27 protein-coding genes are annotated in these 23,939 nt (G+C 69.8%); 12 read left to right on the top strand and 15 right to left on the bottom strand.

Going from position 1 to position 23,939, the window contains the following annotated elements; all coding sequences use genetic code 11:
* Positions 1 to 328: 328 nt before the first annotated feature.
* Entirely contained in the window at positions 329 to 901 is a 573-nt protein-coding gene (locus ACESMY_RS00265) for a methylated-DNA--[protein]-cysteine S-methyltransferase (RefSeq protein ID WP_372781004.1), read from the top strand.
* On the opposite strand, the gene ACESMY_RS00260 is transcribed toward ACESMY_RS00265, so the two are convergent.
* The 3 genes from ACESMY_RS00260 to ACESMY_RS00250 all read right to left on the bottom strand — a co-directional run bounded on the left by ACESMY_RS00260 (position 898) and on the right by ACESMY_RS00250 (position 4,920).
* Positions 898 to 1,452: a hypothetical protein gene (locus tag ACESMY_RS00260; protein ID WP_372781002.1), complete on the bottom strand. Its 555-nt coding sequence runs from the start codon at positions 1,450 to 1,452 to the stop codon at positions 898 to 900. The genes ACESMY_RS00265 and ACESMY_RS00260 overlap by 4 nt on opposite strands.
* 68 nt (positions 1,453 to 1,520) lie before the next feature.
* Positions 1,521 to 3,635, bottom strand: coding sequence for a M3 family metallopeptidase (locus ACESMY_RS00255; protein WP_372781000.1), 2,115 nt, complete (start codon positions 3,633 to 3,635; stop codon positions 1,521 to 1,523).
* Between the two features lie 58 nt (positions 3,636 to 3,693).
* A complete protein-coding gene (locus ACESMY_RS00250) occupies positions 3,694 to 4,920 on the bottom strand; it encodes an FAD-dependent oxidoreductase (protein WP_372780998.1) in 1,227 nt (408 codons plus the stop codon).
* A 107-nt stretch (positions 4,921 to 5,027) separates the two neighbouring features.
* Between ACESMY_RS00250 and ACESMY_RS00245 the strand changes: the two genes are divergently transcribed.
* Both ACESMY_RS00245 and ACESMY_RS00240 read left to right on the top strand, forming a co-directional pair.
* Positions 5,028 to 5,879, top strand: coding sequence for a glutamate racemase (locus ACESMY_RS00245; RefSeq protein ID WP_372780996.1), 852 nt, complete (start codon positions 5,028 to 5,030; stop codon positions 5,877 to 5,879).
* A 13-nt stretch (positions 5,880 to 5,892) separates the two neighbouring features.
* Entirely contained in the window at positions 5,893 to 6,414 is a 522-nt protein-coding gene (locus ACESMY_RS00240; RefSeq protein ID WP_372780994.1) for an ATPase, read from the top strand.
* On the opposite strand, the gene ACESMY_RS00235 is transcribed toward ACESMY_RS00240, so the two are convergent.
* Together ACESMY_RS00235 and ACESMY_RS00230 are read right to left on the bottom strand one after the other, a co-directional pair.
* Complete coding sequence (locus tag ACESMY_RS00235; protein ID WP_372780992.1) at positions 6,411 to 6,950, bottom strand: carboxymuconolactone decarboxylase family protein; 540 nt, start codon at positions 6,948 to 6,950, stop codon at positions 6,411 to 6,413. The two genes, ACESMY_RS00240 and ACESMY_RS00235, sit on opposite strands and share 4 nt — an antisense overlap.
* A 58-nt stretch (positions 6,951 to 7,008) precedes the next feature.
* Complete coding sequence (locus ACESMY_RS00230) at positions 7,009 to 7,566, bottom strand: peroxiredoxin (RefSeq protein ID WP_372780990.1); 558 nt, start codon at positions 7,564 to 7,566, stop codon at positions 7,009 to 7,011.
* Between the two features lie 135 nt (positions 7,567 to 7,701).
* Between ACESMY_RS00230 and ACESMY_RS00225 the strand changes: the two genes are divergently transcribed.
* The 3 genes from ACESMY_RS00225 (at position 7,702) to ACESMY_RS00215 (ending at position 9,573) form a co-directional block, all read left to right on the top strand.
* Complete coding sequence (locus ACESMY_RS00225; RefSeq protein ID WP_372780988.1) at positions 7,702 to 8,595, top strand: hydrogen peroxide-inducible genes activator; 894 nt, start codon at positions 7,702 to 7,704, stop codon at positions 8,593 to 8,595.
* Between the two features lie 91 nt (positions 8,596 to 8,686).
* A complete protein-coding gene (locus ACESMY_RS00220; protein ID WP_372780986.1) occupies positions 8,687 to 9,256 on the top strand; it encodes a PadR family transcriptional regulator in 570 nt (189 codons plus the stop codon).
* Between the two features lie 11 nt (positions 9,257 to 9,267).
* The gene (locus tag ACESMY_RS00215) at positions 9,268 to 9,573 is read left to right on the top strand and encodes a DUF2218 domain-containing protein (protein ID WP_372780983.1); all 306 of its coding nucleotides are present in this window, start codon (positions 9,268 to 9,270) and stop codon (positions 9,571 to 9,573) included.
* Here ACESMY_RS00215 and ACESMY_RS00210 read toward each other — a convergent pair.
* Positions 9,570 to 11,639, bottom strand: a complete 2,070-nt coding sequence (locus ACESMY_RS00210; protein WP_372780982.1) for a prolyl oligopeptidase family protein — start codon at positions 11,637 to 11,639, stop codon at positions 9,570 to 9,572. The two genes, ACESMY_RS00215 and ACESMY_RS00210, sit on opposite strands and share 4 nt — an antisense overlap.
* A gap of 82 nt (positions 11,640 to 11,721) precedes the next feature.
* Between ACESMY_RS00210 and dapF the strand changes: the two genes are divergently transcribed.
* Positions 11,722 to 12,543, top strand: coding sequence for a diaminopimelate epimerase (gene dapF, locus ACESMY_RS00205; protein ID WP_372780980.1), 822 nt, complete (start codon positions 11,722 to 11,724; stop codon positions 12,541 to 12,543).
* Positions 12,474 to 13,835: a tRNA (N(6)-L-threonylcarbamoyladenosine(37)-C(2))-methylthiotransferase MtaB gene (gene mtaB, locus ACESMY_RS00200; RefSeq protein WP_372780978.1), complete on the top strand. Its 1,362-nt coding sequence runs from the start codon at positions 12,474 to 12,476 to the stop codon at positions 13,833 to 13,835. The genes dapF and mtaB overlap by 70 nt, the downstream gene beginning before the upstream one ends.
* Before the next feature lie 3 nt (positions 13,836 to 13,838).
* Here the strand turns inward: mtaB and ACESMY_RS00195 are convergent, their stop codons facing one another.
* A complete protein-coding gene (locus ACESMY_RS00195; protein ID WP_372780976.1) occupies positions 13,839 to 14,474 on the bottom strand; it encodes a trimeric intracellular cation channel family protein in 636 nt (211 codons plus the stop codon).
* Between the two features lie 148 nt (positions 14,475 to 14,622).
* On the opposite strand from ACESMY_RS00195, the gene ftsY reads away from it, so the two are divergent.
* The 3 genes from ftsY (at position 14,623) to ACESMY_RS00180 (ending at position 16,841) form a co-directional block, all read left to right on the top strand.
* Positions 14,623 to 15,567 carry a signal recognition particle-docking protein FtsY gene (ftsY, locus tag ACESMY_RS00190; RefSeq protein ID WP_372780974.1) on the top strand — a complete coding sequence of 315 codons (945 nt, stop codon included), beginning with the start codon at positions 14,623 to 14,625 and terminating at the stop codon, positions 15,565 to 15,567.
* Positions 15,564 to 16,193: an inner membrane-spanning protein YciB gene (locus tag ACESMY_RS00185; RefSeq protein WP_372780972.1), complete on the top strand. Its 630-nt coding sequence runs from the start codon at positions 15,564 to 15,566 to the stop codon at positions 16,191 to 16,193. The genes ftsY and ACESMY_RS00185 overlap by 4 nt, the downstream gene beginning before the upstream one ends.
* A gap of 87 nt (positions 16,194 to 16,280) precedes the next feature.
* Positions 16,281 to 16,841, top strand: a complete 561-nt coding sequence (locus ACESMY_RS00180) for a MarR family winged helix-turn-helix transcriptional regulator (RefSeq protein ID WP_372780970.1) — start codon at positions 16,281 to 16,283, stop codon at positions 16,839 to 16,841.
* On the opposite strand, the gene ACESMY_RS00175 is transcribed toward ACESMY_RS00180, so the two are convergent.
* From ACESMY_RS00175 to ccmA, 8 genes are all read right to left on the bottom strand, one after another.
* The gene (locus ACESMY_RS00175) at positions 16,838 to 17,056 is read right to left on the bottom strand and encodes a hypothetical protein (protein ID WP_372780968.1); all 219 of its coding nucleotides are present in this window, start codon (positions 17,054 to 17,056) and stop codon (positions 16,838 to 16,840) included. The genes ACESMY_RS00180 and ACESMY_RS00175 overlap by 4 nt on opposite strands.
* 90 nt (positions 17,057 to 17,146) lie before the next feature.
* Positions 17,147 to 17,401, bottom strand: coding sequence for a hypothetical protein (locus tag ACESMY_RS00170; protein WP_372780966.1), 255 nt, complete (start codon positions 17,399 to 17,401; stop codon positions 17,147 to 17,149).
* Between the two features lie 51 nt (positions 17,402 to 17,452).
* Entirely contained in the window at positions 17,453 to 17,989 is a 537-nt protein-coding gene (locus tag ACESMY_RS00165) for a DsbE family thiol:disulfide interchange protein (protein WP_372780964.1), read from the bottom strand.
* Positions 17,986 to 18,132, bottom strand: coding sequence for a heme exporter protein CcmD (gene ccmD, locus ACESMY_RS00160; RefSeq protein WP_372780962.1), 147 nt, complete (start codon positions 18,130 to 18,132; stop codon positions 17,986 to 17,988). The genes ACESMY_RS00165 and ccmD overlap by 4 nt, the downstream gene beginning before the upstream one ends.
* 4 nt (positions 18,133 to 18,136) lie before the next feature.
* Complete coding sequence (ccmC, locus tag ACESMY_RS00155) at positions 18,137 to 18,865, bottom strand: heme ABC transporter permease CcmC (protein ID WP_372780960.1); 729 nt, start codon at positions 18,863 to 18,865, stop codon at positions 18,137 to 18,139.
* 62 nt (positions 18,866 to 18,927) lie between these two features.
* Positions 18,928 to 19,587, bottom strand: a complete 660-nt coding sequence (locus ACESMY_RS00150; RefSeq protein ID WP_372780958.1) for a Spy/CpxP family protein refolding chaperone — start codon at positions 19,585 to 19,587, stop codon at positions 18,928 to 18,930.
* A gap of 107 nt (positions 19,588 to 19,694) precedes the next feature.
* Positions 19,695 to 20,360: a heme exporter protein CcmB gene (gene ccmB, locus ACESMY_RS00145; protein ID WP_372780956.1), complete on the bottom strand. Its 666-nt coding sequence runs from the start codon at positions 20,358 to 20,360 to the stop codon at positions 19,695 to 19,697.
* Complete coding sequence (ccmA, locus tag ACESMY_RS00140; RefSeq protein WP_372780954.1) at positions 20,357 to 20,959, bottom strand: heme ABC exporter ATP-binding protein CcmA; 603 nt, start codon at positions 20,957 to 20,959, stop codon at positions 20,357 to 20,359. Before ccmA ends, ccmB begins: the two co-directional genes overlap by 4 nt.
* 187 nt (positions 20,960 to 21,146) lie before the next feature.
* Between ccmA and acnA the strand changes: the two genes are divergently transcribed.
* Positions 21,147 to 23,837 (top strand): aconitate hydratase AcnA, encoded by a 2,691-nt coding sequence (acnA, locus tag ACESMY_RS00135; RefSeq protein ID WP_372780953.1) that lies wholly within the window; start codon positions 21,147 to 21,149, stop codon positions 23,835 to 23,837.
* The last annotated feature ends 102 nt before the right edge of the window (positions 23,838 to 23,939 follow it).

Genomic DNA, 23,939 nt, shown 5'->3' with positions numbered 1-23,939 from the left:
GCGCCGGAAGGGCGCGCTTATGCGCTCAAAGGGGCGGTGGGGTCAAGGAAGGGGGTCGGTTGGGCTGGCGGACTCCTCGTCGAGCACGCCCAGGTCCACTCGTTCAATAGTTCGCAAAGCGCCGTGGGAGAGGTTGGGAGAGGGCGGCCGGGCCTTGCGGCTTCCTGAGTGTTGGGACGAGGCCCCTCGATCCAAAGCCTGGGCGCACCCGCCTCGGCGCCGCCCTCTCCCAGCCTCTCCCTTCGCTGCGCGAGGGAGAAGAGCGAGGTCGCGCATCGATGTCCGAAAGCCGCCAGCGGAAGCGTCCGATCCCCGCTATATTCACCTCATGACCCAATACACCCTCTTCGAAACCGAGATCGGCTGGGCCGGGTTGGCCTGGAACGACAACGGCCTGATCGGCGTGCACCTGCCCGAGCGCGATCCGGACAATAACCGGCGCAGCTTCGAGCGGCGCTTCCCGGGGATTGCCGAGGCGCCCGCGCCGGAAAGCCTCGCGGCGACGATCCAGGGTATCCAGGCCCTGATGCGCGGCGAGAAGGCGGACCTTACAGGCGCGCCGCTCGACATCGCCCGCGTCCCCGATTTCAACGCCCGCGTCTACGAGATCGCCCGCGCGATCCCGCCGGGTGAGACCCTGACCTATGGCGAGATCGCGGTGCGGCTCGGCGACAAGCTGCTGGCCCGCGACGTGGGGGCCGCGCTCGGCCAGAACCCCTGGCCGATCGTGGTGCCCTGCCACCGGGTGACGGCGGCGAACGGCAAGCTCGGCGGCTTCTCGGCGCGTGGCGGGGTCAACACCAAGGTCAAGCTGCTGGCCATCGAGGGCGCCAAGGTGCTGGAGCCCGCACCGCCGAAGGCCAGGCTCGCGCCCGCGCCGCAGCCCTCACTGTTCGACTAGCCGCCCAGCGAGCGCCCGAAGAACTGGGCGATGTAGAGCCCGATCAGGCCCAGCAGAGCGATGGCGTGGACCCAGCGGTTGCGTACGAACGCCAGGGCGATCGCGGCGGGGATGATCGCGAAGACCGGCGCCAGCAGGGTGCGGGGATCGAAGCGCGCATGGCCGATCGCCATCTGCGCCCAGATGTCGACGCCGATCATCAGGACCAGCTCGCCGCTGAACAGCAGCCAGAAGCGCCGGGAGACCGAGCGGTAGTGGGCGGCGAGGTCGACCTCTCCCTCGCCGAGTTCGTCCGGCAGGGCCGCGGCCGCCAGCAGGAACATCATCACCACCCCGACGAGCACACCCAGGAACATCTCGAAGGTCAGGCCGCGGGCGATCTGGGCCGTCGCGTACCAACTCCACCATTGGGTGACGATCTTCAGGAAGGCGACGACGGCGGCCAGGGGCGCGAGCGCGTCCCATCGCACGCGCCGGCCCGCGCCCAGCAGCCGATGCAGGCTGGTCGCCAGATCGCTGACCGCCAGGCCCAGGATCACGGCCGCGAACATCAGCAGATATTCGAACGCCCCCAGTGTCCTGCCCCCTTCGATGATTGCGGCCCTAGGTCGGGAAGCCCTTAGGTCGGGAAACCCTTGTCGCGCAGGTAGGCCTTCACGTCCGGGTCGCGGCCGCGGAAGGCGCGGTACTGGACGGCCGGATCGACGGTGTTGCCGACCTTCATGATGTTGTCGTGCAGCCGCTTGGCGACCGCCTTGTCGTAGGGCCCGCCCTTTTCGGTAAAGGCCTCGAAGGCGTCGTGGTCCAGCACCTCGCTCCAGAGGTAGGAGTAGTAGCCGGCCGAATAGCCGTCGGAGGCGAAGATGTGCTGGAACTGCGGGGTGCGGTGGCGCATCGGCAGCTCGGCCGGCATGCCCAGCTTGGCGAGCTCGTCCTTCTCGAAGGCCCGGGGGTCGATGTCGGCGTCGCCGGCCAGGTGCAGCTTCATGTCGATCAGCGCCGAGGACAGGTACTCGGTGACGTCGAAGCCCTGGCGGAAGGTGTGGGCCTTGTCGATCTTGGCGACCAGCTCGGCGGGGATCGGCTTGCCCGTCTGGTAGTGCAGGGCGAAGCGGTTGAGCACCTCCGGCGTCGGCAGCCAGTTCTCGTTGAGCTGCGAGGGGAACTCCACATAGTCGCGGGCCACCCGCGTGCCCGACAGGCTGGGGTAGGTGACCTCGGAGTTCAGGCCGTGCAGGGCGTGGCCGAACTCGTGGAACATGGTGGTCCCGTCGTCCCAGGAGACCAGCACCGGCTGGTCCGGCGCGCCCTTCACGAAGTTGGCGTTGTTGGAGACGATGGTGGTGATTTTGCCTTCGTAGGTCTGCTGGGCGCGGTAGGCGTTCATCCAGGCGCCGGAGCGCTTGCCGGTCCGCGCATAGGGGTCGAAGTACCAGAGGCCGACGAGCTGGCCCGCGCGGGTCACCTTCCAGACGCGGACGTCGGGGTGCTGGACGGGGACGTCGGCGATGGGTGTGAATTCGAAGCCGTAGAGCTGGCCCGCAGCCCAGTGCATGCCCTCGCGCAGCTTCTCGAGCTGCAGGTAGGGTTTCACGTCGTTCATATCGAGGGCGTAGCGCTCGGCCCTGACCTTCTCGGCGTAGTAGCGATAGTCCCAGGGGGCGATCCTGATCTTGCCGCCTTCCTTGTCGGCGACCGCCTGCATCTCGGCCACCTCCTGGTGGACGCGCGCGACCGCGGAGGGCCAGACCCGCATCATCAGGTCCATGGCGAGCTCGGGGGTCTTGGCCATGGCGTCGTCGAGGCGCCAGTGGGCGTGGGTCGGATAGCCGCGCAGCTTGGCGCGTTCGGCGCGCAGTTTCAGGATCTGCTTGATGCCGGCGTTGTTGTCATGGGCGTCGCCGTTGTCGCCGCGGGCGTAGAAGGTGCGCCAGACCTTCTCGCGCAGGTCGCGGCGGTCGGAATAGGTCAGGAACGGGTCCATCGAGGACCGCGTGTTGAGGATCGCGTACTGGCCGGGCTTGCCGTGCTCCTTGGCCGCCTGGGCGGCGGCCTCGGTCACGTCGTGCGGCAGGCCTGAGAGATCCTTCTGGTCGAGGTAGAGGACGTAGTCGGTCTCGTCGGCCAGCAGGTTCTGGTTGAAGGTGGTGAAGAGCCCGGCCAGCTGCTTGTTGATCTGCGCCACCCGGGTCTTGGCGGCAGGCGAGAGCTTGGCGCCGGCCCGGACGAAGCCGTTCCAGCGCACCCAGGCGAGCCGCTTCTGCTCGGGCGTCAGGCCGGCCTTGTCGCGGCCTTCGTAGACCGCCTCGATGCGGTGGAAGAGCTTCTCGTTCTGCAGGATCGTGTCGTTGTGCGCCGCGAGCTTCGGCTCGACCTCGGTTTCAACGGCGCGCATCTCGGGTGTCGAGAGCGTGCCGCTCCAGATGCTGTAGATCGTGCCGACCCGATCGCCGGCCGCGCCAGCGCGTTCCAGGGCGCCGATGGTATTCTCGAAGGTGGGTGGGGCGGGGTTGTTGGCGATGGCGTCGATCTCGGCCAGCTCCGCGGCCATGGACGCCGCCCAGGCTGCCCGGAAGTCGGCGACCTTCACCTGACCAAAGGGCGGAACGCCGCCGTAGGGCCCGGTCCAGGGCTGGGTCAGCGGGTTGGCCGAGGTTTGCGCCCCGGCGTCGCCGGAGATCATCGAGGATGCGGCCATGGCTGTAGAAGCCGCGAGAAACGTGCGCCGTTGCATGGAAACTCCGGAAGGACATGTCGCGTCGGCGCGACCTTAGGCAGAAGCCTGCCCGGCGTCACGCCGCCGAGCGTGTCATCCGTCCGTAGAGTTCGGCCAGGCGGCCGACCGCCTGCTCGGCCTCGGCGCGGTCGGGCGCCTCATGGTCGTCGCCATAGCCGAATTCGTCGCCGCCCCAGAGCGCCTGGACCACGATGCCGTCGCGGCGGGAGAGCATGCCGACGCCTTTGTAGAACACGCCGTAGTCGACCTCCGGCTGGGGGATCAGCCAGGTGATCTGGCCGCGCACCGGCGTCACCGTCTCGTCCCTGCAGAGCGCGCGGGCGCCGTAGCCGGGGCAGTTGATCACCACCTTCTGCTTCAGGGTGGCGAGCTCGCCCAGGCTGTGGAATTCGCGACGCTCGATCCGCCCGCCGCCGCCCAGGAAATCGGCCATCAGGGTGTGGCCGTAGTCGGCGATGTTGAACTGCATGCTCGAGGTGCGCCGCACCCGGGCGGTCGGGAAGGGCGTCGCGCCGGCCGGCAGGAGCTCCCAGGGCGGCGTCAGGTCGCGGATGCGGTCGCCATAGTCCGCGAAGTCGTGGGCGGGGGCGGTTGGAGCTTGGGCTGCGGCTGGCGCGGCTTGGGCGGGCGGAGGGTCGGAGAGGGCGTAGCGGTCAGTCCATTCCACCGGGTTCCCCGGCAGGCCGAGGTAGCGCCGGTAGCGCTTGAACGAGGTGCGGGCCATCTCCTCCCAAAGCTCGCCGAATTTCGGGCCGGCGGCCTCGGTGAGGGCGATGCGACTGTCCGGCGTCCAGCTGCCGGTCGCCCGGGACGAGCGCGCGTCGGCCAGCAGGTCGCGGGCGTAGATGGTCACCTTCGCGCCGGCCTCCTGGGCGAGGATGGCGGAGGTGAGGCCGAGCGCCCCGCAGCCGACCACGGCGATCTCGGTCGGGGTGTTGGCCATGGCCTTGCGGACCGCGATGGTGCTGGAGCCCCAGGAGAGCGACCAGCCCGACCCGCCGTGCCCGTAGTTGTGCACCACCAGGGCGTCGCCGACCGGCTCGGCGTCGAGCCTCGGGCCCTGGGCGCGGAACGGCCGCAGGCAGACGGTGATGTCGAACACCCGGTTCATCTGGGCGTGGACCGGCAGGATCGGCGGCCGGCGCTCGGCGAAGGGGACTGGGGCCGGGCCTGGCCCCGGGGCGGCGAGCGGCCGGGTCGCGCACCCGCCGAGGCCGATCAGGCCGGCGCCGGCCGTCCCCAGGATAAGCCCCCGGCGGCTCATGATTGCCGGACTGGTCATGGCGCCCCTCGCGATCCGTTCGCTCCGCGCTTAACCGCCGCCGGCGACAGCGTCCAGACGTGTTGACGCCGGATGACAGCCGACCCGCCCGCCGCTAACACCCAGGGATGGCCATCGGCGTGTTCGATTCCGGGGTGGGCGGGCTTTCGGTCCATCACAAGCTCGTGGAGCGGTTCCCGACCGCCGATTTCGTCTACCTCGCCGACCAGGCCAACACCCCCTACGGCGGCCGGCCCGGCGAGGAGATCGTCGCGCTGACGAAGGCCGGCTGCGAGCGGCTGTTCGCCGAGGGCTGCGACCTCGTCGTGCTGGCCTGCAACACCGCTTCCGGCATCGCGCTTCGCCGGCTGCAGCAGACCTGGCTGCCCGGCTACCGGCGCGAGCTCGGCCGGCCGGTGAACGTGCTGGGCATCATCGTCCCCACCATCGAGGCCGCCACCGGCCTGCCCTGGGAGCACGAGGCCGAGCGGCGCGGCGACAAGGTCGAGAAGCTGGACATCCTGGCGGTGTTCTCGACGCCGGCCACCACCGCCTCCCGCGTCTACGAGATCGAGATCGACAAGCGCCGCCAGGACGTGGCGGTCTTCTCCCAGCCCTGCCCTGACCTCGCCCCGATGATCGAGCAGGGCACGCCGCGCGAGGAACTGGCCGCCGCCATCGCGGGCCACGTGAAGGCGATCACCAGCCGGATCGGCCGTGCGCCCGACCGGGCGATCCTCGGCTGCACCCACTATGAGATTACGGCCGACCTCTTCCGCGCGGCCCTGCCGGCGGGCACGCCGCTGATCCACCAGCCACAGGCGACCGCCGACGCGCTGGTCCGCTATTTCGAGCGGCACCCGGAATTCAAGACCGGGACCGGCTCCGTTCGTCGCTTCTTGACCACCGGCCGTCCCGGCGCCCAGTCGAGTCTGGTTGAAGCCTTCTGGGGAGCGCCGCTAAGCTTCGAGCGGGCTTAGGGGACTTGGATCCATGAAACGGCTGATGGGACTGGCGCTCGCCGCGGCGATGCTGGGCGGGACGGCGCGCGCGGAGGTGACCGACAAGTCGGCCGCCGGCTTCGAGGTCACCGAAAAGGCCACGATCGCCGCGCCGCTGAGCAAGGTCTGGGATGGCCTGATGCGGCCGGACAAATGGTGGTCGAGCCAGCACAGCTGGTCGGGCGACGCCAAGAACCTCTACTTCGACCCCTCGGGCTGTTTCTGCGAGCGGCTGAAGCGCGGCGCGGTCCGGCACATGACGATCGTCTACAACGATGGCGCCACGACGCTGCGGCTGAACGGCGGCCTGGGGCCGCTGCAGCTGACCGGCGCCTCCGGCAACCTGGGGATCACGCTGAAGGACAACGCCGGCAAGACCGACCTCGTGCTCACCTACGACGTCGGCGGCTACGCCAAGGGCGGGATCGATCAGCTCGCGGGGCCTGTCGACGGCGTAATGGGCGAGCAGGTCTCCAGGCTCAAGAAGTACCTGGAGACCGGCAAGCCGGACTAGGCGGCTGCGAGCGCCGTCTCGGCGGTCACGACACGGCTTACGGCGTTGACCACAGCGGCGATGCGGAGCGCGGCCTGGATCTGGTGGGCGGAGACGCCGTGCTTCTTCAGCTCGGCCTCGTGGGCGTCGAGGCACATGCCGCAGCCGTTGACCGCCGAGACCGCCGTCGACCAGACCTCGAAGTCGGCCTTGTCGACGCCGGGATTGGCCAGGAGGTTCATCCGCAGCCGCGCCGGCAGGGTCCCGTACTCCTTGTTCGCAAGCAGGTGGGTCGCGCGGTAGTAGACGTTGTTCATGCCCATGATCGCGGCGGCGGATTTGGCGGCGGTCAGGGCCCCCGGCGAAAGGCCGGCCTCCGCGGCGGCGGCCTCCACCGCGCGGATCACGGTCGGCGCGCCCAACGCATAGGCCGAGGCGACGAAGGCGCCCCACTTCTGCTGGTCGGTGAGCAGGGTTTCTCCGGCCAGGCTGGACAGGTTCAGGCTGAGGTCCTTGGCATAGGCCGGCAGCGTCTCGCGCAGGGCGTCGAGCAACATGGCAGTCTCCAATTGAAAGAGGGTGCGGGAGGCGCCGGCGCCTCCCGCCGTGACGGCTTCAGGCCGCCTTCAGGGTCTCGCCGCCCACCGAGCGGTTGCAGGGGCAGAGCTCATCGGTCTGCAGGGCGTCCAGGACCCGCAGGGTGTCCTGCGGATTGCGGCCGACGTTGAGGTTGGTGACATAGACGTGCTGCACCACGTTGTCGGGATCGACCACGAAGGTGGCGCGCAGGGCCACGCCCTCGTCCTCGTTGAGCACGCCGAGCGCGCGGGCGAACTTGCCGGACGAGTCGGCGAAGTTCCAGATCGGCAGGCCCGTCAGGTCGGGATGTTCGCGCCGCCAGCCGAGCTTGGAATGCTCGTTATCGGTCGAGCCGCCGAGCACGACGGCGTCGCGCTCCTCGAACTGCGGATTGAGCTTGGCGAACTCGGCGATCTCGGTCGGGCAGACGAAGGTGAAGTCCTTCGGATAGAAGAAGATCACTTTCCACTTGCCGGGGAAGCTCGCTTTCGTGAGCGTCTCGAAAGCGCTCTCGCCACCCTCCTCGTGGCGGTTAAACTTGGGCTTCACGCCCACGATCTTGAAGTCGGGCAGGGTCTCGCCAACGCCGAGCATGAGTACAGTCTCCAGTTTTCAGATGGGCCGGGACGGGGAGGTCCGCGGCGTCGAGGGCTGGAGATAGGGCCGCCTCGAACCAATAGCCAATCGATTGCCTCTGGATTTTCGATAGAGCAAGCCTATCTTGTATCCATGCTCCCCACCCTGCGCCAACTCCAGTACCTGAAGCTCCTCGCCGAGCAGGGCAGCTTCGGCCGCGCCGCCGACGCCGCCCACGTCACCCAGCCGACGCTCTCCTCCGGCATCCAGGAGCTGGAACGCACCCTGGGCGCGCCGGTGGTCGACCGCGCCCGCTCCGGCGTGATCCTGACGGCGGTGGGCGAAGAGGCGCTTCGCCGGGCGACGGTGATCCTCAACGAGGCCGAGGAGCTGGTGGAGGCGGCGAAGAACGCCGGCCAGCCGTTGACCGGCCGGTTCCGGCTGGGGGTGATCCCGACCGTCGCCCCGTTCCTGCTGCCCCGCGCCCTGCCGCTGCTTCGCGCGCGCTTCCCGAAGCTGCGGCTCTATCTGCGCGAGGACCTGACCCAGCGGCTGATCGCGGCGCTGAAGGCTGGCCAGCTCGACGCGGCGCTGATCGCGCTGCCCTTCGACATGCACGGTCTCAACTGGGCGCATGTCTCCGACGACGAGCTGCTGGCCGCCATGCCGGCCGGCCATCCGCTGGCCAAGCTGAAGTCGGCGGACCCGCAGGCGCTGGAGCAGGAGGACATCATCCTCCTGGAGGACGGCCACTGCCTGCGCGAACACGCGCTCGCGGCTTGCGGCCTCAAGCCGCCGAAGACCGCCTCCGGCGAAGAGTCCTTCGCCGCCACCTCGCTGCCGACCCTGGTCCAGATGGTGAGTTCGGGCCTGGGGGTGACCTTCCTGCCGGCCATGGCAGTCAATGCGGGGCTCACGGATCCGGCCTCGGTGGCCGTGCGCCCGATCGCGCCCGGCCACGCCAGCCGCGAGATCGTCGTCGCCTGGCGGGCCGGCTCCAACCGCGCCGCCGAGGGGCGGTTGCTGGCCGAGGTGCTGCGGGAATGACAGACTAATTTAGACATATCGAAATACGCTTGCATCCTCGATCCGATTTAGATATATCGATAGCGCCCCACCTAAGGAGGGGGCTTTCGATATGCACAGACATCATCACTTTCACGGCGGCCGGGACGAACATCGCGGCCGTCATCCCTGGGGCGGCCGCATGGGCGAGCGCCACAGTCACGGACGCCACCGCGGCGGCCGCATCGGCCGGTTCCTGGAACACGGCGACCTTCGCTTCATCGTCCTGGCCCTGCTCGCCGAGCAGCCGCGCCACGGCTATGAGCTGATCAAGGAACTGGAAGACCGCACGGGCGGCGCCTATCGCCCCAGCCCCGGGGTGATCTATCCGACGCTCGCCCTGCTCGAGGACGAGGGCTTCATCCGCCCGGTGACCGGCGAGGCCGGCCGCAAGCTCTATGAAGCCACCGACGAGGGCCGCGCGGCGCTCGAGGAAAACCGCGCCGGCGTCGACGCCGTCTTCGGCCGCATGGCCGAGGCCGCCGAAGGCTCCGATTCCACCCGCCCGCGCATCCACCGCGCCATGGCGAACCTGGGCATGGCCATGGGCCAGCGCATCTCGCGCCGTCCGATCACCCAGGACGAAATCGACCGCGTGGTCGCCATCATCGACGAGGCCGCCGCGGCCATCGAAAAGGTCTAAGGGCCTCCCCGATGCGGTCCAGTTCGACCATCGTCACCGGCCAGAGCCACCGCTACATGGCCGAGCTCTGCCACCACTTCCTGCACGGCGCGGTCGCCCTCCTGGGCGAGCGCGAAGGCCGGATCGCCTTCGACAGCGGCGAGGTCTATCTGCGCGCCTCGCCGGTGACGCTGATGATCCTGGCCGACGCGGCCGAGCCCGAGGCGCTGAGCGCCCTGGAGCAGGCGATGGAACGCCAGTTGAAGCGGGTCGCCGTCCGCGAGCCCGAACTGGCGGTGGAATGGCGCCGCGCGCCGCAGGCCTCTCCCGCCGCCTAGTCCATCAGCTTCTGCGCCAGGTAGACATAGTGCCTGGCCCAGCGGCGGGCGTTGAGCTCCGGATCGGCGTCGTTGGCGTGCCCGCCGAAGGTCTGCTCGTAGTAGAGGTAGGGGATCCCCATGGCCTCGAGCCGGGCGGCGAACTTGCGCGGATGCCCCGGGTGCACCCGGTCATCCCGCGTATTGGTGGTGATATAGGGCTCGGGGTATTTCACGCCGGGCTTGAGGTTCTGATAGGCCGAGTACTTCTCGATGAAGGCGCGGTCGGACGGGACATCCGGATCGCCGTATTCCGCCACCCAGGACGCGCCGGCCGACAGGTGATTGTAGCGCAGCATGTCGATCAGCGGGCTTTCGATGACGATGGCGTTCCAGAGCTCCGGATGCTGGGTCATGGAGACACTCATCAGCACCCCGCCGTTCGACCGGCCGTAGATGCCGAGGCGCCGCGGGGAGGTGACCCTGGTCTTGAAGAGGTCGCGGGCGACGGCCGCGAAATCGTCGAAGGCGAGCTGGCGTTTCTCGCGCAGCACGGAGTCGTGCCAGGCGGGGCCGAACTCGCCGCCGCCGCGGATGTTGGCGATCACATAGGCGCCGCCCCGCTCCAGCCAGATCTTGCCCATCTCCGGCACATAGACCGGCGGCTTGGCGATCTCGAAGCCGCCGTAGCCGTACATCAGGGTCGGCGTCGATGCGTCCGGCTTCATGCCCTTCGGCCGCACCAGGAAGTAGGGGATCCTGGTCCCGTCCGAGGACGTCGCCCAATGCTGTTCGACTACATCCTTCGAGGCGTCGAACCGGGCCGGCAAGGTCTTCATCTTCGCAACGGCGCCGGACGCGCCGTCGGCGAGCCACAGCGACGTCGGATCGAGGAAGCCTTCGGCGGTGAAGAACAGCTGGTCGTCATCGTCCGAGGTCGAGACCTCGTTGATGTTGGCGTCCTTGGGCAGCGGCAGGCGCCTGGCGGTCCAGCGGCCGTCCTTGCGGCCATAGACGTCCACGGCGCCCTTCACGTCCTCCAGCAGGGTCACCACCAGCCGTCCCTTGGTGGAATCCACCGTCTGCACCGCCTGGCGAGGGCCCGGCTGGAAGATCAGCTGGGGCTTGGCGGCCCCGCGCTTCAGGTCGGCGAGGTCGAAGGCGATCACCGCGCCGGCGCCGAAGCCCCGCCAGGCCTGCTTGAGCTGGAAGACGGCCTGGCCGGCGACGTAGGTCTGGTATTCGGCCTTCGGCGGCAGGGCGATGGGCGTCTGGCCCTGGTCGCCCATCAGGCTGAAGGCGCGATCGTAGAAGGTGAGCGTCCGCTGGAGGATGATCCCGTCGGCCTTGCCGCCGGCGCCGTCCAGCACGATCCCCTGCGCGCCGACGTCGGTCTTGGTCCCGCGGAACACCTCGCGGGGTTCTCCGCCACGCGCCACGGTCTTGACGATGTATGCGTAGCCCGAGGCGGTGACGTCGCCCGGCGTCCATTCGCGGCTGGCGATCAGGGTGTCGCGGTCGATCCAGCGCAGGTTCTGCTTGCCATTGGCGAAGCGGAAGCCGCCGTCCACGAACCGGCCGGTCGCGGTGTCGAACTCGCGAACCTCGACGGCGTCGCCGCCGCCGTTGGAGAGGCGCACGAGGCAGAGCGTCTGGGCGGGCTTCAGGCAGTCCGCGCCCTTCCAGATCCAGTTCCTGCCTTCGGCTTTCGAGAGCGCGTCGAGGTCGAGCAGCGTCTGCCACTGCGGACTGGCGGTGCGGTAGGAGGCGAGCGTCGTGTGGCGCCAGACGCCGTGCACGTGACCCGCGTCCTGCCAGAGGTTGTCGATCCCGCCGGCCCGGAAATGCGGCGTGGCGATGCGGTCCTCGGCGGTGAAGATCGCGCGCGCCTCGGCGTGGAAGGTCTCGTAGCGCGGATCGCCTTCCAGCCGCTTGGCGGACTTGACGTTCTGGCCCTCGACCCAGGCCATGGAGCGGGGCGCGTCAATGTCCTCCAGCCATTGGAAGGGGTCGGCCGGGGCGGCTTGCGCGTGCGCGGCGAGGGGGGCGAGGGCAAGCGCGGCGAGCGCGCCAAGCAGGGCTTTCATGGCGGCGTTTCTAGCGTTGTCGGCGCCGGCCTGCCTAGCGCCGCGTGCCAAGGGGGCCGTCTTCGCCTATATGTCCGCCGCCATGAGCCGTCCGTTCCTCAAGATGAACGGGCTCGGCAACGACTTCGTCGTGGTCGAGGCCCGCACCGCGCCCTTCGCGCCGAGCGCGGCGGACGTGCGCGCCATCGCCGACCGGGCCGGCGGCGTCGGCTGCGACCAGCTGATCGCCATCGAGCCGGGCGAGGGCGTCGACGCCCGCGTGCGGTTCTGGAATTCCGACGGCGAGGAGATCGCGGCCTGCGGCAACGGTACGCGTTGCGTCGGCTGGTTGCTGATGCAGGCCAGCGGCAAGGACCATGCGGTGATGGAATCCCGCGCGGGCCTGCTGGTCGCCACCCGGGCCGGCGAGCGGCTGGTCAGCGTCGACATGGGCAAGCCCGGGCTCGACTGGGCCGACATTCCGCTCGCCGAGGCGCACGACACCGCCGCCCTCGACGTGACGCTCTCGGACGACCCCGCCCTGGCGACGGCGCCGGGCTGCGTCTCCATGGGCAATCCGCACGTGGTGTTCTTCGTCGACGACATCGACGCCGCGCCGGTCGCGACCGCCGGACCGGCCATCGAGCGTCATCGGCTGTTCCCGGAGGGCGTGAATGTCGGTTTCGCCCAGGTTTTGGATCGCGACCGGATCGCCCTACGCGTCTGGGAGCGCGGCGCGGGCCTGACCCAGGCCTGCGGCACCGGCGCCTGCGCCGCCCTGGTCGCCGCCGCCCGCCGCGGCCTGACCGAGCGCACCGCGACCCTGCTGCTGGACGGCGGCGAACTGCTGATCGAATGGCGCGCCGACGACCATGTGATCATGACCGGCCCCGCCGCCGTCGACTTCGCGGGGGAGCTGCCATGAGCGGCCCCATGGCGAATGATGTGGAGGTCGTGACGTTTGGCTGCCGGCTGAACGCCTATGAGAGCGAGATCATCCGCAAGCAGGCGGCGGCCGACGGGCTCAGCGACGCCATCGTCTTCAACACCTGCGCGGTGACCGGCGAGGCCGTGCGCCAGGCTCGCCAGGCGATCCGCAAGGCGCGGCGCGAACGGCCGGGAGCCCGGCTGATCGTCACCGGCTGCGCGGCCCAGATCGACCCCGCCGCCTTCGCCGCCATGGACGAGGTCGACCTGGTGCTGGGCAACGCCGAGAAGAGCGCGGCGGGCTCCTATGTCCCCGCGCCGGAGCTCGGCCGCGTGCGGGTCAACGACATCATGAGCGTGCGCGAGACCGCCGGGCACCTGATCGACGGGCTGAAAGACCGGGCGCGGGCCTACGTGGAGGTGCAGAACGGCTGCGACCACCGCTGCACCTTCTGCATCATCCCCTATGGCCGCGGGAATTCGCGCTCGGCCGCGGCCGGCGAGGTGGTGGCGCAGGTCAAGCGCCTGGCCGCCCAGGGCTACCGCGAGGTGGTGCTGACCGGCGTCGACGTGACGAGCTGGGGCGCCGACCTGCCGGGCGCGCCGACGCTCGGCCAACTGGTGGCCCGGATCCTGAAGCTGGTCCCGGAGCTTCCGCGCCTCAGGCTCTCTTCGATCGACGCCGCAGAGATCGATCCGGACCTGATGCGCTGCCTGGCGACCGAGCCGCGCCTGATGCCCTATCTGCACCTGTCGCTGCAGGCCGGCGACGACATGATCCTGAAGCGCATGAAGCGCCGGCACAGCCGCGCCGATGCCCTGAAGCTGGTGGCGCAGGTGCGCGCGGTGCGCCCCGACACCGCGTTCGGCGCCGACCTGATCGCGGGCTTCCCGACCGAGACCGACGCCATGTTCGAGAACACGCTGTCGCTGGTGGAAGCGGCGGGCCTGTCCTTCCTGCACGTGTTTCCCTACAGCGCGCGGCCCGGGACGCCGGCCGCACGGATGCCGGCCGTAGCCGGTCCGGTGGTCAAGGCGCGCGCCGCCCGCCTGCGCGCCGCTGGCGACGCGGCGCTCGCGCGCCACCTGCAGCGCCAGGTCGGCCGCACGGTCATGGGCCTGGTCGAACGGGCCGATCTTGGACAGGGGGGCGTGGCCCGCGCCGAGGACTTCACGGAAATCGCCTTCACTGGCGAGGCGCAGGTCGGTTCGATCGCGCCGCTCACCGTGACCGGCCACGACGGCAAGCGGGCGCTCGCGGGCGTGCGGCTGCTTGAAGCGGCGGAATAGGCCCTAGGTCGGCGGGTCCTCGGGCAGCGGCCCGCCGAAGCCGGGCAGCGACCATTTCCAGAGGATCGCGCCGGCCCGCAGGCTGAGCGCCACGACGAACCCCGCGACGCCCGCCGGGATGGTCGGGGCGCCGACCAGGCCCAGGACCACGAAGGTCGCCGCCCCCGCCAGCGCCGGGGTGACGTAGAGCTCGCGCTGCAGCAGCACCGAAGGCTCGTGGGCCAGGACGTCGCGGATCACCCCGCCGAAGGTGGCGGTCAGCACCCCCATCACCACGGCGGAGAAGGGCGGGACGCCGAGCGAGCTGGCCTTCAGCGCCCCGACGACCGCATAGGCCGCCATCCCCACCGCATCGAGCCACGTGAGGATGCGGCCCCGGAAGCGCCTGGGGCCGAGGATCCAGACGGCCGCGGCGGCGCCCAGGCAGACGGCGATGTAGTCCGGCCGTCCGACCCAGAATACCGGCGCCCCGATCAAGAGGTCGCGCAGGGTGCCGCCGCCGACCCCGGTGACCGCGGCGAAGAAGCCGAAGGTGACGATGTCGTGCTTGCGCCGGGCCGCGGCCAGCGCCCCGCTCGCGCCGAACACCGCCACGGCGGCGTAGTCGAGGACGATGAGGGTGGCGGCCAGGCGATCCATGACGCCGCACCCTGTAAGGGCGCGTGACGCGGTGCAAGCCTGCGGCCAAGGCCTGTCCCTTGGACAGGCCGGCTATTTTTCGCCTTGAGCGCATCCTCGTCGCCAAACCGGTTTCCACTTTGGCGGGATGCGCTCTAGAAGCCCGGTCATGACCGAACCCAAACGTGGCTGGTTCTCGCGCCTGACCGAGGGGCTCACCCGCTCCTCCAAGCAGATGACCGAGCAGATCACCCAGGTCTTCGTCGCCAAGGAGCCGCTGGACCAGGCCAAGCTCGACGAGCTGGAGGAGATGCTGATCGAGGCCGACCTCGGCCCGCACTCCGCCGCCCGCATCACCCAGCGCTTCTCCGACGAGAAATTCGGCAAGTCGGTCGGCGAGGACGAGATCAAGGAAGCCCTGGCGCTGGCCATCGGCGACGAACTCGCCGCGCGCCAGGGCGACTTCGACGCCCTGTCGGGGCCCCGGCCCTACGTGGTCCTGTTCATCGGGGTGAACGGCTCGGGCAAGACCACGACCCTGGGCAAGATCGCCGCCGACCTCACCGGGCGCGGCGCCAAGGTGCTGGTGGTGGCCGGCGACACCTTCCGCGCCGCGGCCGTCGAGCAGCTGAAGGTCTGGGCCGAGCGCGCCAAGGCCGACTTCATGTCCCGGCCGCAGAACTCCGACGCCGCCGGCCTGGCCTTCGAGGCGGTCGAGCGCGCCAAGGCGGAGAACTACGACGTCGTGCTGATCGACACCGCCGGGCGCCTCCAGAACAAGCAGGGCCTGATGGACGAGCTGCACAAGATCATCCGGGTGGTGAAGAAGATCGATCCCGATGCGCCGCATGAGACCCTGCTGGTGCTCGACGCCACCGTGGGGCGCAACGCGCTCGCCCAGGAGAACATCTTCGGCAACCAGATCGGGGTTTCCGGCATCGTCATGACCAAGCTCGACGGCACCGCCCGCGGCGGGGTGCTGGTGCCGGTCGCCCAGGCCTCGGACAGTCCGATCAAGCTGATCGGGGTCGGCGAGGGGATCGAGGACCTGCAACCGTTCAACGCCCGCGCCTTCGCCCGCTCCCTGGTGGGGCTGACGGAGCCCGTGCAATGAGCGAGGCCACGACGCCGCGGAGCGCGCCGAAGTGGGTGCGCTGGTTCGTCGACTACGCCGGGCTGGTGGTCTTCCTGATCACATTGGTCGGGATGAAGGTCAGTCACCATTCCGACAGCGACAGTGCGATCGCCGCCAGCTGGGCCATCGTCGGCGGATCGATCCTGGCGCTGGTGGCCGGCCTGGTGTTCGAGCGGCGCCTTGCGCCCATGCCGCTGGTGACGGCGGTCCTTGGGCTGATCTTCGGCGGCCTGACGATCTTTTTCCACGACGAGCGCTTCATCAAGGTCAAGCCGACGATCCTCTACACGGCCTTTGGGATCTTCCTGATCACCGGGGCGCTGCGTGGCAAGAATCCGCTGAAGGTCCTGATGGGCGACGCCTTCCACCTGCCCGACCCGGTGGTCCGGACGCTGACCCTGCGCTACGCCCTGTTCTTCTTTGCCCTCGCGCTGACCAACGAGGCGGTCTGGCGCACACAGAGCACGCTCACCTGGGGTTTCTTCAAGTTCCCGGGCACCCCGATCCTGATCTTCCTCTTCGCGCTCAGCCAGGCGCCCTTGATGATGAAGCACATGCCGGACGAGGAACCGGTGGACGCCAAGCCGCCGACGGACGCACCATAGGAAGAGGCCTGCGCCGCCCACGGAGCGTCTGTAATTAAATCGACGCAATCGGCCTCTAGCTTCCGCCCAAGCCTTGGGGGACGACCGATGGCCAAGTCAAAATCCGGCGCGAAGGGCGGCATCGCCGCCTTGGACCTGTCGCCGAGCCACCTCCTGCATCGCGCCTTGCAGCGCGCGCTCGACATCTATGCCGAGGAATTTGGCGAGGGCGGGATCACCCAGCGCCAGTTCGCGGTTCTGGCCGCGGCGGACGAGCGCGACGGCGCGACCCAGGCCGACCTCGTGCGGATCACCGGCATCGATCGCTCCACCCTGGCCGACATGGCCCGGCGGATGATGGGCAAGGACCTGCTGGAACGGCAACGCTCGCCGCTCGACGGCCGGGCCAATGCGGTGCGGGTGACCGAGGCCGGGCGCGCCGCCCTGGCCGAGGCCCGGCCGAAAATGGCCGCGGCGGACGCCCGGCTCCTGAAGCTGATTTCCGGCGGCGGCCGCCGGGCGACCTTCGTCAGCCTGCTGCATGATCTGGTGAAGACGGGCGCGGCTTCCGAGGCCAAGACGCCCAAGGCGAAGGCTAAGGCTGCGAAGGCGCCCAAGGCCGCGAAGGCGCACAAGGGCGGCAAGAAGGCGAAGAAGAAAGCCGCCTAGCGCAGTCCGGAGCCCTGCTCTGTGGGCTGGCCCGGCCCGACGATCGTCGAAGGCCGCAGGAATGGCGAGCGCAGCCGTTCGTACGAGGGGTCGCCGAGGCTGCGGGTGATGATCTCAAGCATCGTCGTTCCATCGGCGCGGGCCGGCGGCGGCTCGTGGAAGATCTCGCGCCAGAGGGCGGCGGCCTCCTCATAGATTCGCTGTTCGCGGCTCATCATGACTGAGCAAACACCGAGTCACGGCTGGCGTTCCGGATTCGGAAAGTTAATTATATTAAGAACTTAACACCAAGCGTGGCCGTAGGCTCACACACGTATGTCGAGTAGCGACCCTGGCCGCAGCAGTTTGGCCGGCGGCTCGGCGGTCGGATCGGGCCGAATCTCGGCGCGTCGGACCGGCGCGGCGGAGGGCGTGAACGCCGCCGTCTGGGGCGCGGCGGGCGCCGCGGCCCGGCCCATCGCCGCGGCGAAGAAGGCCTTCTGGGCCGCCGCCCGCGCGGCGTCGGCCGCCGGGTTGGCGGCGGGCGTGACGGGGTAGGGGTTGGGGCGGATCGGCGTCACGGGAGGCGGCTCGGCTTATGGTTAACGTCGGCCAATCTGCGGGCCCGCGGATCAACGCCCGGTTAACAGCCGCCGCATCAGCGTCTTGACGTCCCGCTCGTCGAGGTTGGTGTACTTGGCGACGATCCGGCCGTCCTGGGCGACGACATAGGTCTCCGGCACGCCGGTGAGGCCGAATTCGATGCCGGCGCGGCCGTCGGGATCCACCAGGCGCTGGATGTAGGGATTGCCGAGCTTGGCCAGGAAGGCCTGCGCGGCCTGCGGCGAGCCCTTGGGCTCCACGTCCTCGTAATTGACCCCGATGATCCGCGCGCCCTGCGCCTTGAGGCTGAGCAGGGCCGGCTGCTCCAGCTGGCAGGGGCCGCACCAGGACGCGAAGAAGTTCACCAGCACCGGCCCGTCCTTGAGCGCGTCGTGCAGCCGGACCTTCGAGCCGTCGTCGAGGCTGGCCAGCGTCAGGTCCGGCATCGGCTTTCCGACCAGCGCCTCGGGCACGACGTGCGGGTCGTGGTGCAGGGCGTAGCCCGCGAACAGCACGGCCAGGGCGGCCAGCACGATCAGCGGCAGGAGGGTCAGCCAGCGGCTCATTTGCGCGAAAGGGCCTCGGCGCGGGCCTTCCAGTGGCGGGCGTGGTTGAGCGAGGCCGCGATCATCAGCCCGAACACCAGCGCGGTGAGGCCATAGGCGGTCCAGACGTAGAAGGCGTACTTCCCGGTTTCGAGGTGCAGCATGTCCTCAAGCCCTCGCCGCGCGCAGCGCCGCGGTCTCGGCGCGGCGGCGCCAGACCTCGCCGCGGATGCGGACCAGCCACAGTGACCCGAAGGCCGAGGTATAGGCCAGCGCCATCAGGATCGCCGGCCAGTAGAAGACCGGCGCCAGGGCCGAGCCGCCGGCCCGGAACACCGAGGCGCCTTGGTGCAGGGTGTTCCACCAGGTGACGCTGTAGTGGATGATCGGCAGGTTCACCGCGCCCACCAGCGCCAGGATCGCCGCGGCGCGAGCCGCCTTGGCCTCGTCGTCCATCGAGGCCCGCAGCGCCATGTAGGCGACGTAGATCAGCAGCAGCACCAGCTCTGACGTCAGCCGCGCGTCCCAGACCCACCAGGTCCCCCATTCGGGCCGCCCCCAGAGCGAGCCGGTGGCCAGGGTCAGCAGGGTGAAGCCGGCGCCCAGGGGAGCTGCGGCCTGGGCGGCGGCGTCGGCCAGGACCTGGCGCCAGACCAGCGACAGCAGGCTCGCGCCGGCCAGGCAGACATAGACGAACTCGCTCATCCAGGCCGTGGGGATGTGGATGAACAGGATCCGGACCGTCGAGCCCTGCTGGTAGTCCTCCGGCGCCGTCCAGCCGAGCCACAGGCCCGCCAGGCCCAGGACGACGGCGATCGCTCCGAACATCGGCGCGGCCCAGCGCGAAAAGGCCATGAACCGCTCGGGGTTCGACAGGAAGGCGGGCGCCGGTACCATCTGATGCCGGGATTAGACCGCGCACACGGCCCGGACAAGCCGGACCGTCGCAAGGGGCCGCCTCAGGGCTGCGGCGGGACGGGCGGAACCGGCGGCGCGGGCGGCGCCTTGGGCGGATGCGGCGGCCGAGGCGGCAGCGGCGGGATCGGCGGCTCGAAGCGGTCCACCCCGTCGAAATGCCGCGAGCTGATCATCACCTTCATCGGGCCGCTCGGCAGCATCATCGGGCCGATGGGTCCGATCGGGCCGATCATCAGCATCGGCAGTTCGTCGAACACCTTCTTCTGCGAGGGTTCGAGCTGGTCGTAGAACCTGCGGGTCGCCTCGATGCGGGCGTGGGTGGCCGCGGTGTTCTCGGCCATGCGGGCCTCGACCTCGGCCAGCCTCTGCGGCGTGGTCCTGGCGTCGCCCTTGTTCGACATCTCGACCACGTGGTGGTCCATGTGCTGCGGCTTGGTTGCGGCGAGATAGGCGGCCAGCGCCGGCTGCTGGCTGGGCTTCAGCTGCAGGAGGGTGCTGAGGTGCTCGCCCATGTCGCGATGATGTCCGATCTCGAACTCGCGGTTGCCGTCGCCGTCGCGGATGATGACATGGCGCTCCGTGCGCACGTGGTCGCGGGCATCGGCGTCGGGCGCCGAAGACTGCGCATAGGCCGTCGCGGCGGCCGCCGCGGAGAGGGCGAAGGCCGCCCCGGCGAGATAACCCATCCATGGCCGTGACATCGGTGTCTCCTGTTGCAAGGCTCGAGCTTCACCGTCATGCCGGATATTGGCGAAACGGCGCCATGCGAAGTGAAGCTTTCGTAATGTCGGCGGGGGTTTAGGCGCGGTCAGGAGAGTGCGTTGCGGCAGGCCGCGGCCATGGCCAGCGGACCCAGCGCCACGGCCGCCGCCGCATAGGCGCAGAGCAACGCGAACCCGCCGGTCCACGGCAGGCCGCCCGCCAAGGCGGCGAGCGCGCCGCCGCCGAAGATCACCGGCGGCACGAAAAGCGGCAGCACGATCACCGCGGTCAGCAGGCCGCCGCGCCGCGCCCCGAGGCTGAGCGCCGCGCCGATCCCGCCGGCGAAGGCGAAGGCGAGGCCGCCGATCAGGGCGCAGACGAAGATCAGCGGGACCAGCGCCAGGGACGCGCCCAGACCGATCGCCGCGATGGGGGCGGCGAGCGCCAGGGGCGCGCCGGTCGCCAGCCACTGGCCGGCGCACTTGGCCGCGCAGGTGAGCTCCAGCGGAACCGGCGACAGGGCCAGGTGATCGAGCGCGCCGTCCTCGTAATCGCGCTCGAACAGGCGGTCGAGCGAGAGCAGGGACGCGAGCGCCAGGGCCACCCAGGCCGCGCCCGGGGCGACGGCGGCCAGCCGCGCCGGCTCCGGCCCGATGGCCAGCGGCAATAGGGTCGCGACCCCGGCGTAGAAGCCGACGCTGACCAGCGGCCCGCCGCCGCGGCCCCAGGCCAGCACCGTCTCGCGGGCCAGCAGGGCGCCGATCCGGCTCACGCGCCGATCTCCAGCACCTTGGCCTTGATCGGCAGGGGGTCGTGCACCGCCGCCAGGATCAGGCCGCCGCCGGCCAGGTGCGCCTGCATCATCGCCCCGAACCGTGCTCGCCACCCGGCGTCTAGCGGGCTCAGCGGCTCGTCCAGCAGCCACAACGGCCGCGGCGCGGCCAGCAGCCGGGCGAGCGCCAGGCGCCGCCGCTGTCCCGCCGACAGCCTGCGGACTTCCAGGTCGAGCAGGGCGGTGAGGTCGAGGGCTGTGGCGGCTGCGTCCGCGGCGGCCGTCGTCCCGCCGCTCCAGACGCTCCAGAACCGGAGCTCCTCACGCGTGGTCCGCGCCGGCTTTAGCCCGTCCTGGTGGCCGACCAGATGCAGTCCGCCGCCGCGCGCCTCGGTGGCGTCGGCGCCGCCGAAGGCGATCTCGCCGGCTTCCAGCGGCACGAACCCGGCCACGGCGCGCAGCAGGCTGGTCTTGCCCGCGCCGTTCGCCCCGGTCAGGGCGCAGGCCTCACCGGCCTTCAGCGTCAGGGACAGATCGGAGAACAGCCGCCGGCCGCCCCGGCGCACGCCGACATTCCGCAGCTCCAGGGCCTGGATCATCGCCGCGCCAAGCTAGGCCGTGGCGGTGCATGGACGCGTAAGACTCTCGGGTCTATGTAGCGCGCGGTCGCCGTCGCCTCGGGGGACCCTCGCCGCGCAGGATCGGACGCTGTGTGTCCGCTCATCAAAGCGCGCGATCTCCGGGGTTGGCGTGATGCGGCCGGGAACAGAGAGAGGATCTCCCCACATGGCGTCTGCTGACAGCCTGAAAACCCGCCGCGAACTCGTGGTGGGTGACAAGACCTACGCTTACTACAGCCTTCGCGCCGCCGAGGAAGCGGGACTTTCCGGCATTTCGCGCCTGCCCAACTCGATGAAGGTGCTGCTCGAGAACCTGCTGCGCAACGAAGACGGCCTGTCGGTCGGCCGCGACGACCTGCAGGCGATCGCCGCCTGGATCGAGAACAAGGGCTCGGTCGAACATGAGATCAGCTTCCGCCCGGCGCGGGTGCTGATGCAGGACTTCACCGGCGTGCCGGCGGTGGTCGACCTGGCGGCCATGCGGGACGCCATGACCCACCTGGGCGCCAATCCCGAGAAGATCAATCCGCTGAACCCCGTCGACCTGGTCATCGACCACTCGGTGATGGTCGACTACTTCGGCACCGCCAAGGCCTTCGGCGAGAACGTCGAGCGCGAATACGAGCGCAACATGGAGCGCTACCGCTTCCTGCGCTGGGGCTCCTCGGCCTTCAACAACTTCCGCGTGGTGCCGCCCGGCACCGGGATCTGCCACCAGGTGAACCTGGAGTACCTGGCCCAGACCGTCTGGGTGAACGAGGACGGCGGCCAGCCGGTCGCCTATCCCGACACCGTGGTCGGCACCGACAGCCACACGACCATGGTCAACGGCCTGTCGGTCCTGGGCTGGGGCGTGGGCGGCATCGAGGCCGAGGCGGCCATGCTCGGCCAGCCGATCCCGATGCTGATCCCCGAGGTCATCGGTTTCCGCCTGGAGGGCGCCATGCCCGAGGGCGCGACGGCGACCGACCTGGTGCTGACCGTCACCCAGATGCTGCGCAAGAAGGGCGTGGTCGGCAAGTTCGTGGAGTTCTACGGCCCGGGCCTGGCGCGGATGACCATCGAGGACCAGGCGACCATCGCCAACATGGCTCCCGAATATGGCGCGACCTGCGGCTTCTTCCCGGTCACCCGTTCGACGATCGACTACCTGACCGCCACCGGCCGCGATCCGGAGCGGATCGCCCTCGTCGAGGCCTACGCCAAGGAACAGGGCCTGTGGTTCGATCCGTCCGACCCGGATCCGGTGTTCAGCGACACCCTGGAGCTGGACCTCGGCAGCGTGCTGCCTTCGCTGGCCGGCCCGAAGCGTCCGCAGGACCGGGTGGTGCTGACCGGCGCGGCGGTCGAGTTCAAGGCGGCCCTGGCCGGCGACTTCGGCAAGGCCGACGACATGGCGACGCGGGTGAAGGTCGAGGGTGCGAACTTCGACGTCGGCCACGGCGACGTGGTGATCGCCGCCATCACCTCGTGCACCAACACCTCCAACCCCAGCGTGCTGATCGCCGCGGGCCTGGTGGCCAAGAAGGCCGTCGAACTGGGCCTGAAGGTGAAGCCGTGGGTGAAGACCTCGCTCGCGCCCGGAAGCCAGGTGGTCACCGACTATCTGAAGGCCGCCGGCCTGACCAAGGGCCTCGACGCGCTCGGCTTCAACCTGGTGGGCTACGGCTGCACCACCTGCATCGGCAACTCCGGCCCGCTGGCCGAGCCGATCTCCGAGGCCGTGCAGAAGGGCGACCTGGTCGCCGTCTCGGTGCTCTCGGGCAACCGCAACTTCGAGGGCCGGGTGAACCCCGACGTGCGCGCCAACTACCTGGCCTCGCCGCCGCTGGTGGTGGCCTATGCGCTGGCCGGCTCCATGTCGATCGACATCACCACCGAGCCCCTGGGCGAGGGCAAGGGCGGCAAGCCGGTCTATCTGAAGGACATCTGGCCGACCTCGGAAGAAGTCGCGGTCCTGCAGCGCAAGTTCGTCACCCAGAAGATGTTCGCCACCCGCTATGCCGACGTCTTCAAGGGCGACAAGGCGTGGCAAGGGATCAAGGTCTCCGGCGGCCAGACCTACGCCTGGGACATGGGCTCGACCTACGTCCAGAACCCGCCCTACTTCCAGGACATGTCGATGGAGCCGAAGCCGGTCACCGACATCGTCGAGGCCCGGGTGCTGGCGGTGTTCGGCGACTCGATCACCACCGACCACATCTCCCCGGCCGGTTCGATCAAGGCGACGTCGCCGGCCGGCGTCTACCTGCGCGACCATCAGGTGCCGACCTCGGAGTTCAACTCCTACGGCGCGCGGCGCGGCAACCACGAGATCATGATGCGCGGCACCTTCGCCAACATCCGGATCCGCAACCGCATCACGCCCGAGATCGAGGGCGGCATGACCAAGCACTTCCCCTCGGGCGACGTGATGTCGATCTATGACGCGGCCATGCGCTACCAGTCCGAGGGCCGCTCGCTGGTGGTGTTCGCGGGCAAGGAATACGGCACCGGCTCGTCTCGCGACTGGGCGGCCAAGGGCACCAAGCTGCTCGGCGTCCGCGCCGTGGTCGCCGAAAGCTTCGAGCGCATCCATCGCTCGAACCTGGTGGGCATGGGCGTGCTGCCGCTGCAGTTCCTGCAGGAAGGCTGGAACAAGCTGGCGCTCACAGGCGAGGAGATCGTCACCATCCGCGGCCTGACGGAGCTGTCGCCGCGCCGCCAGCTGACCATCGAGATGTACCGTCCTTCCGACGGCCGCATCGCCCGCTTTCCGGTCCGCTGCCGCATCGATACGCCCACGGAGCTCGAGTACTTCAAGAACGGCGGCGTGCTGAACTACGTGCTGCGCAACCTGGCGCGCCAGGCCGCCTAGGCGCCTGGTCGGGGCGGGCGGCGCCTCGATGCGCCGTCCGCCTGCCGCCGCTCACGCCTTGTTGCAATTTACAGGGCGGGGAAGTCCCCTTAAGCCCGGAGC

This window comes from Phenylobacterium sp. (assembly GCF_041691455.1).
Classification (GTDB): domain Bacteria; phylum Pseudomonadota; class Alphaproteobacteria; order Caulobacterales; family Caulobacteraceae; genus Phenylobacterium.
Note: the sequence above shows the minus strand (reverse complement) of the source record. Positions and strands in the feature narration are given on the sequence as shown.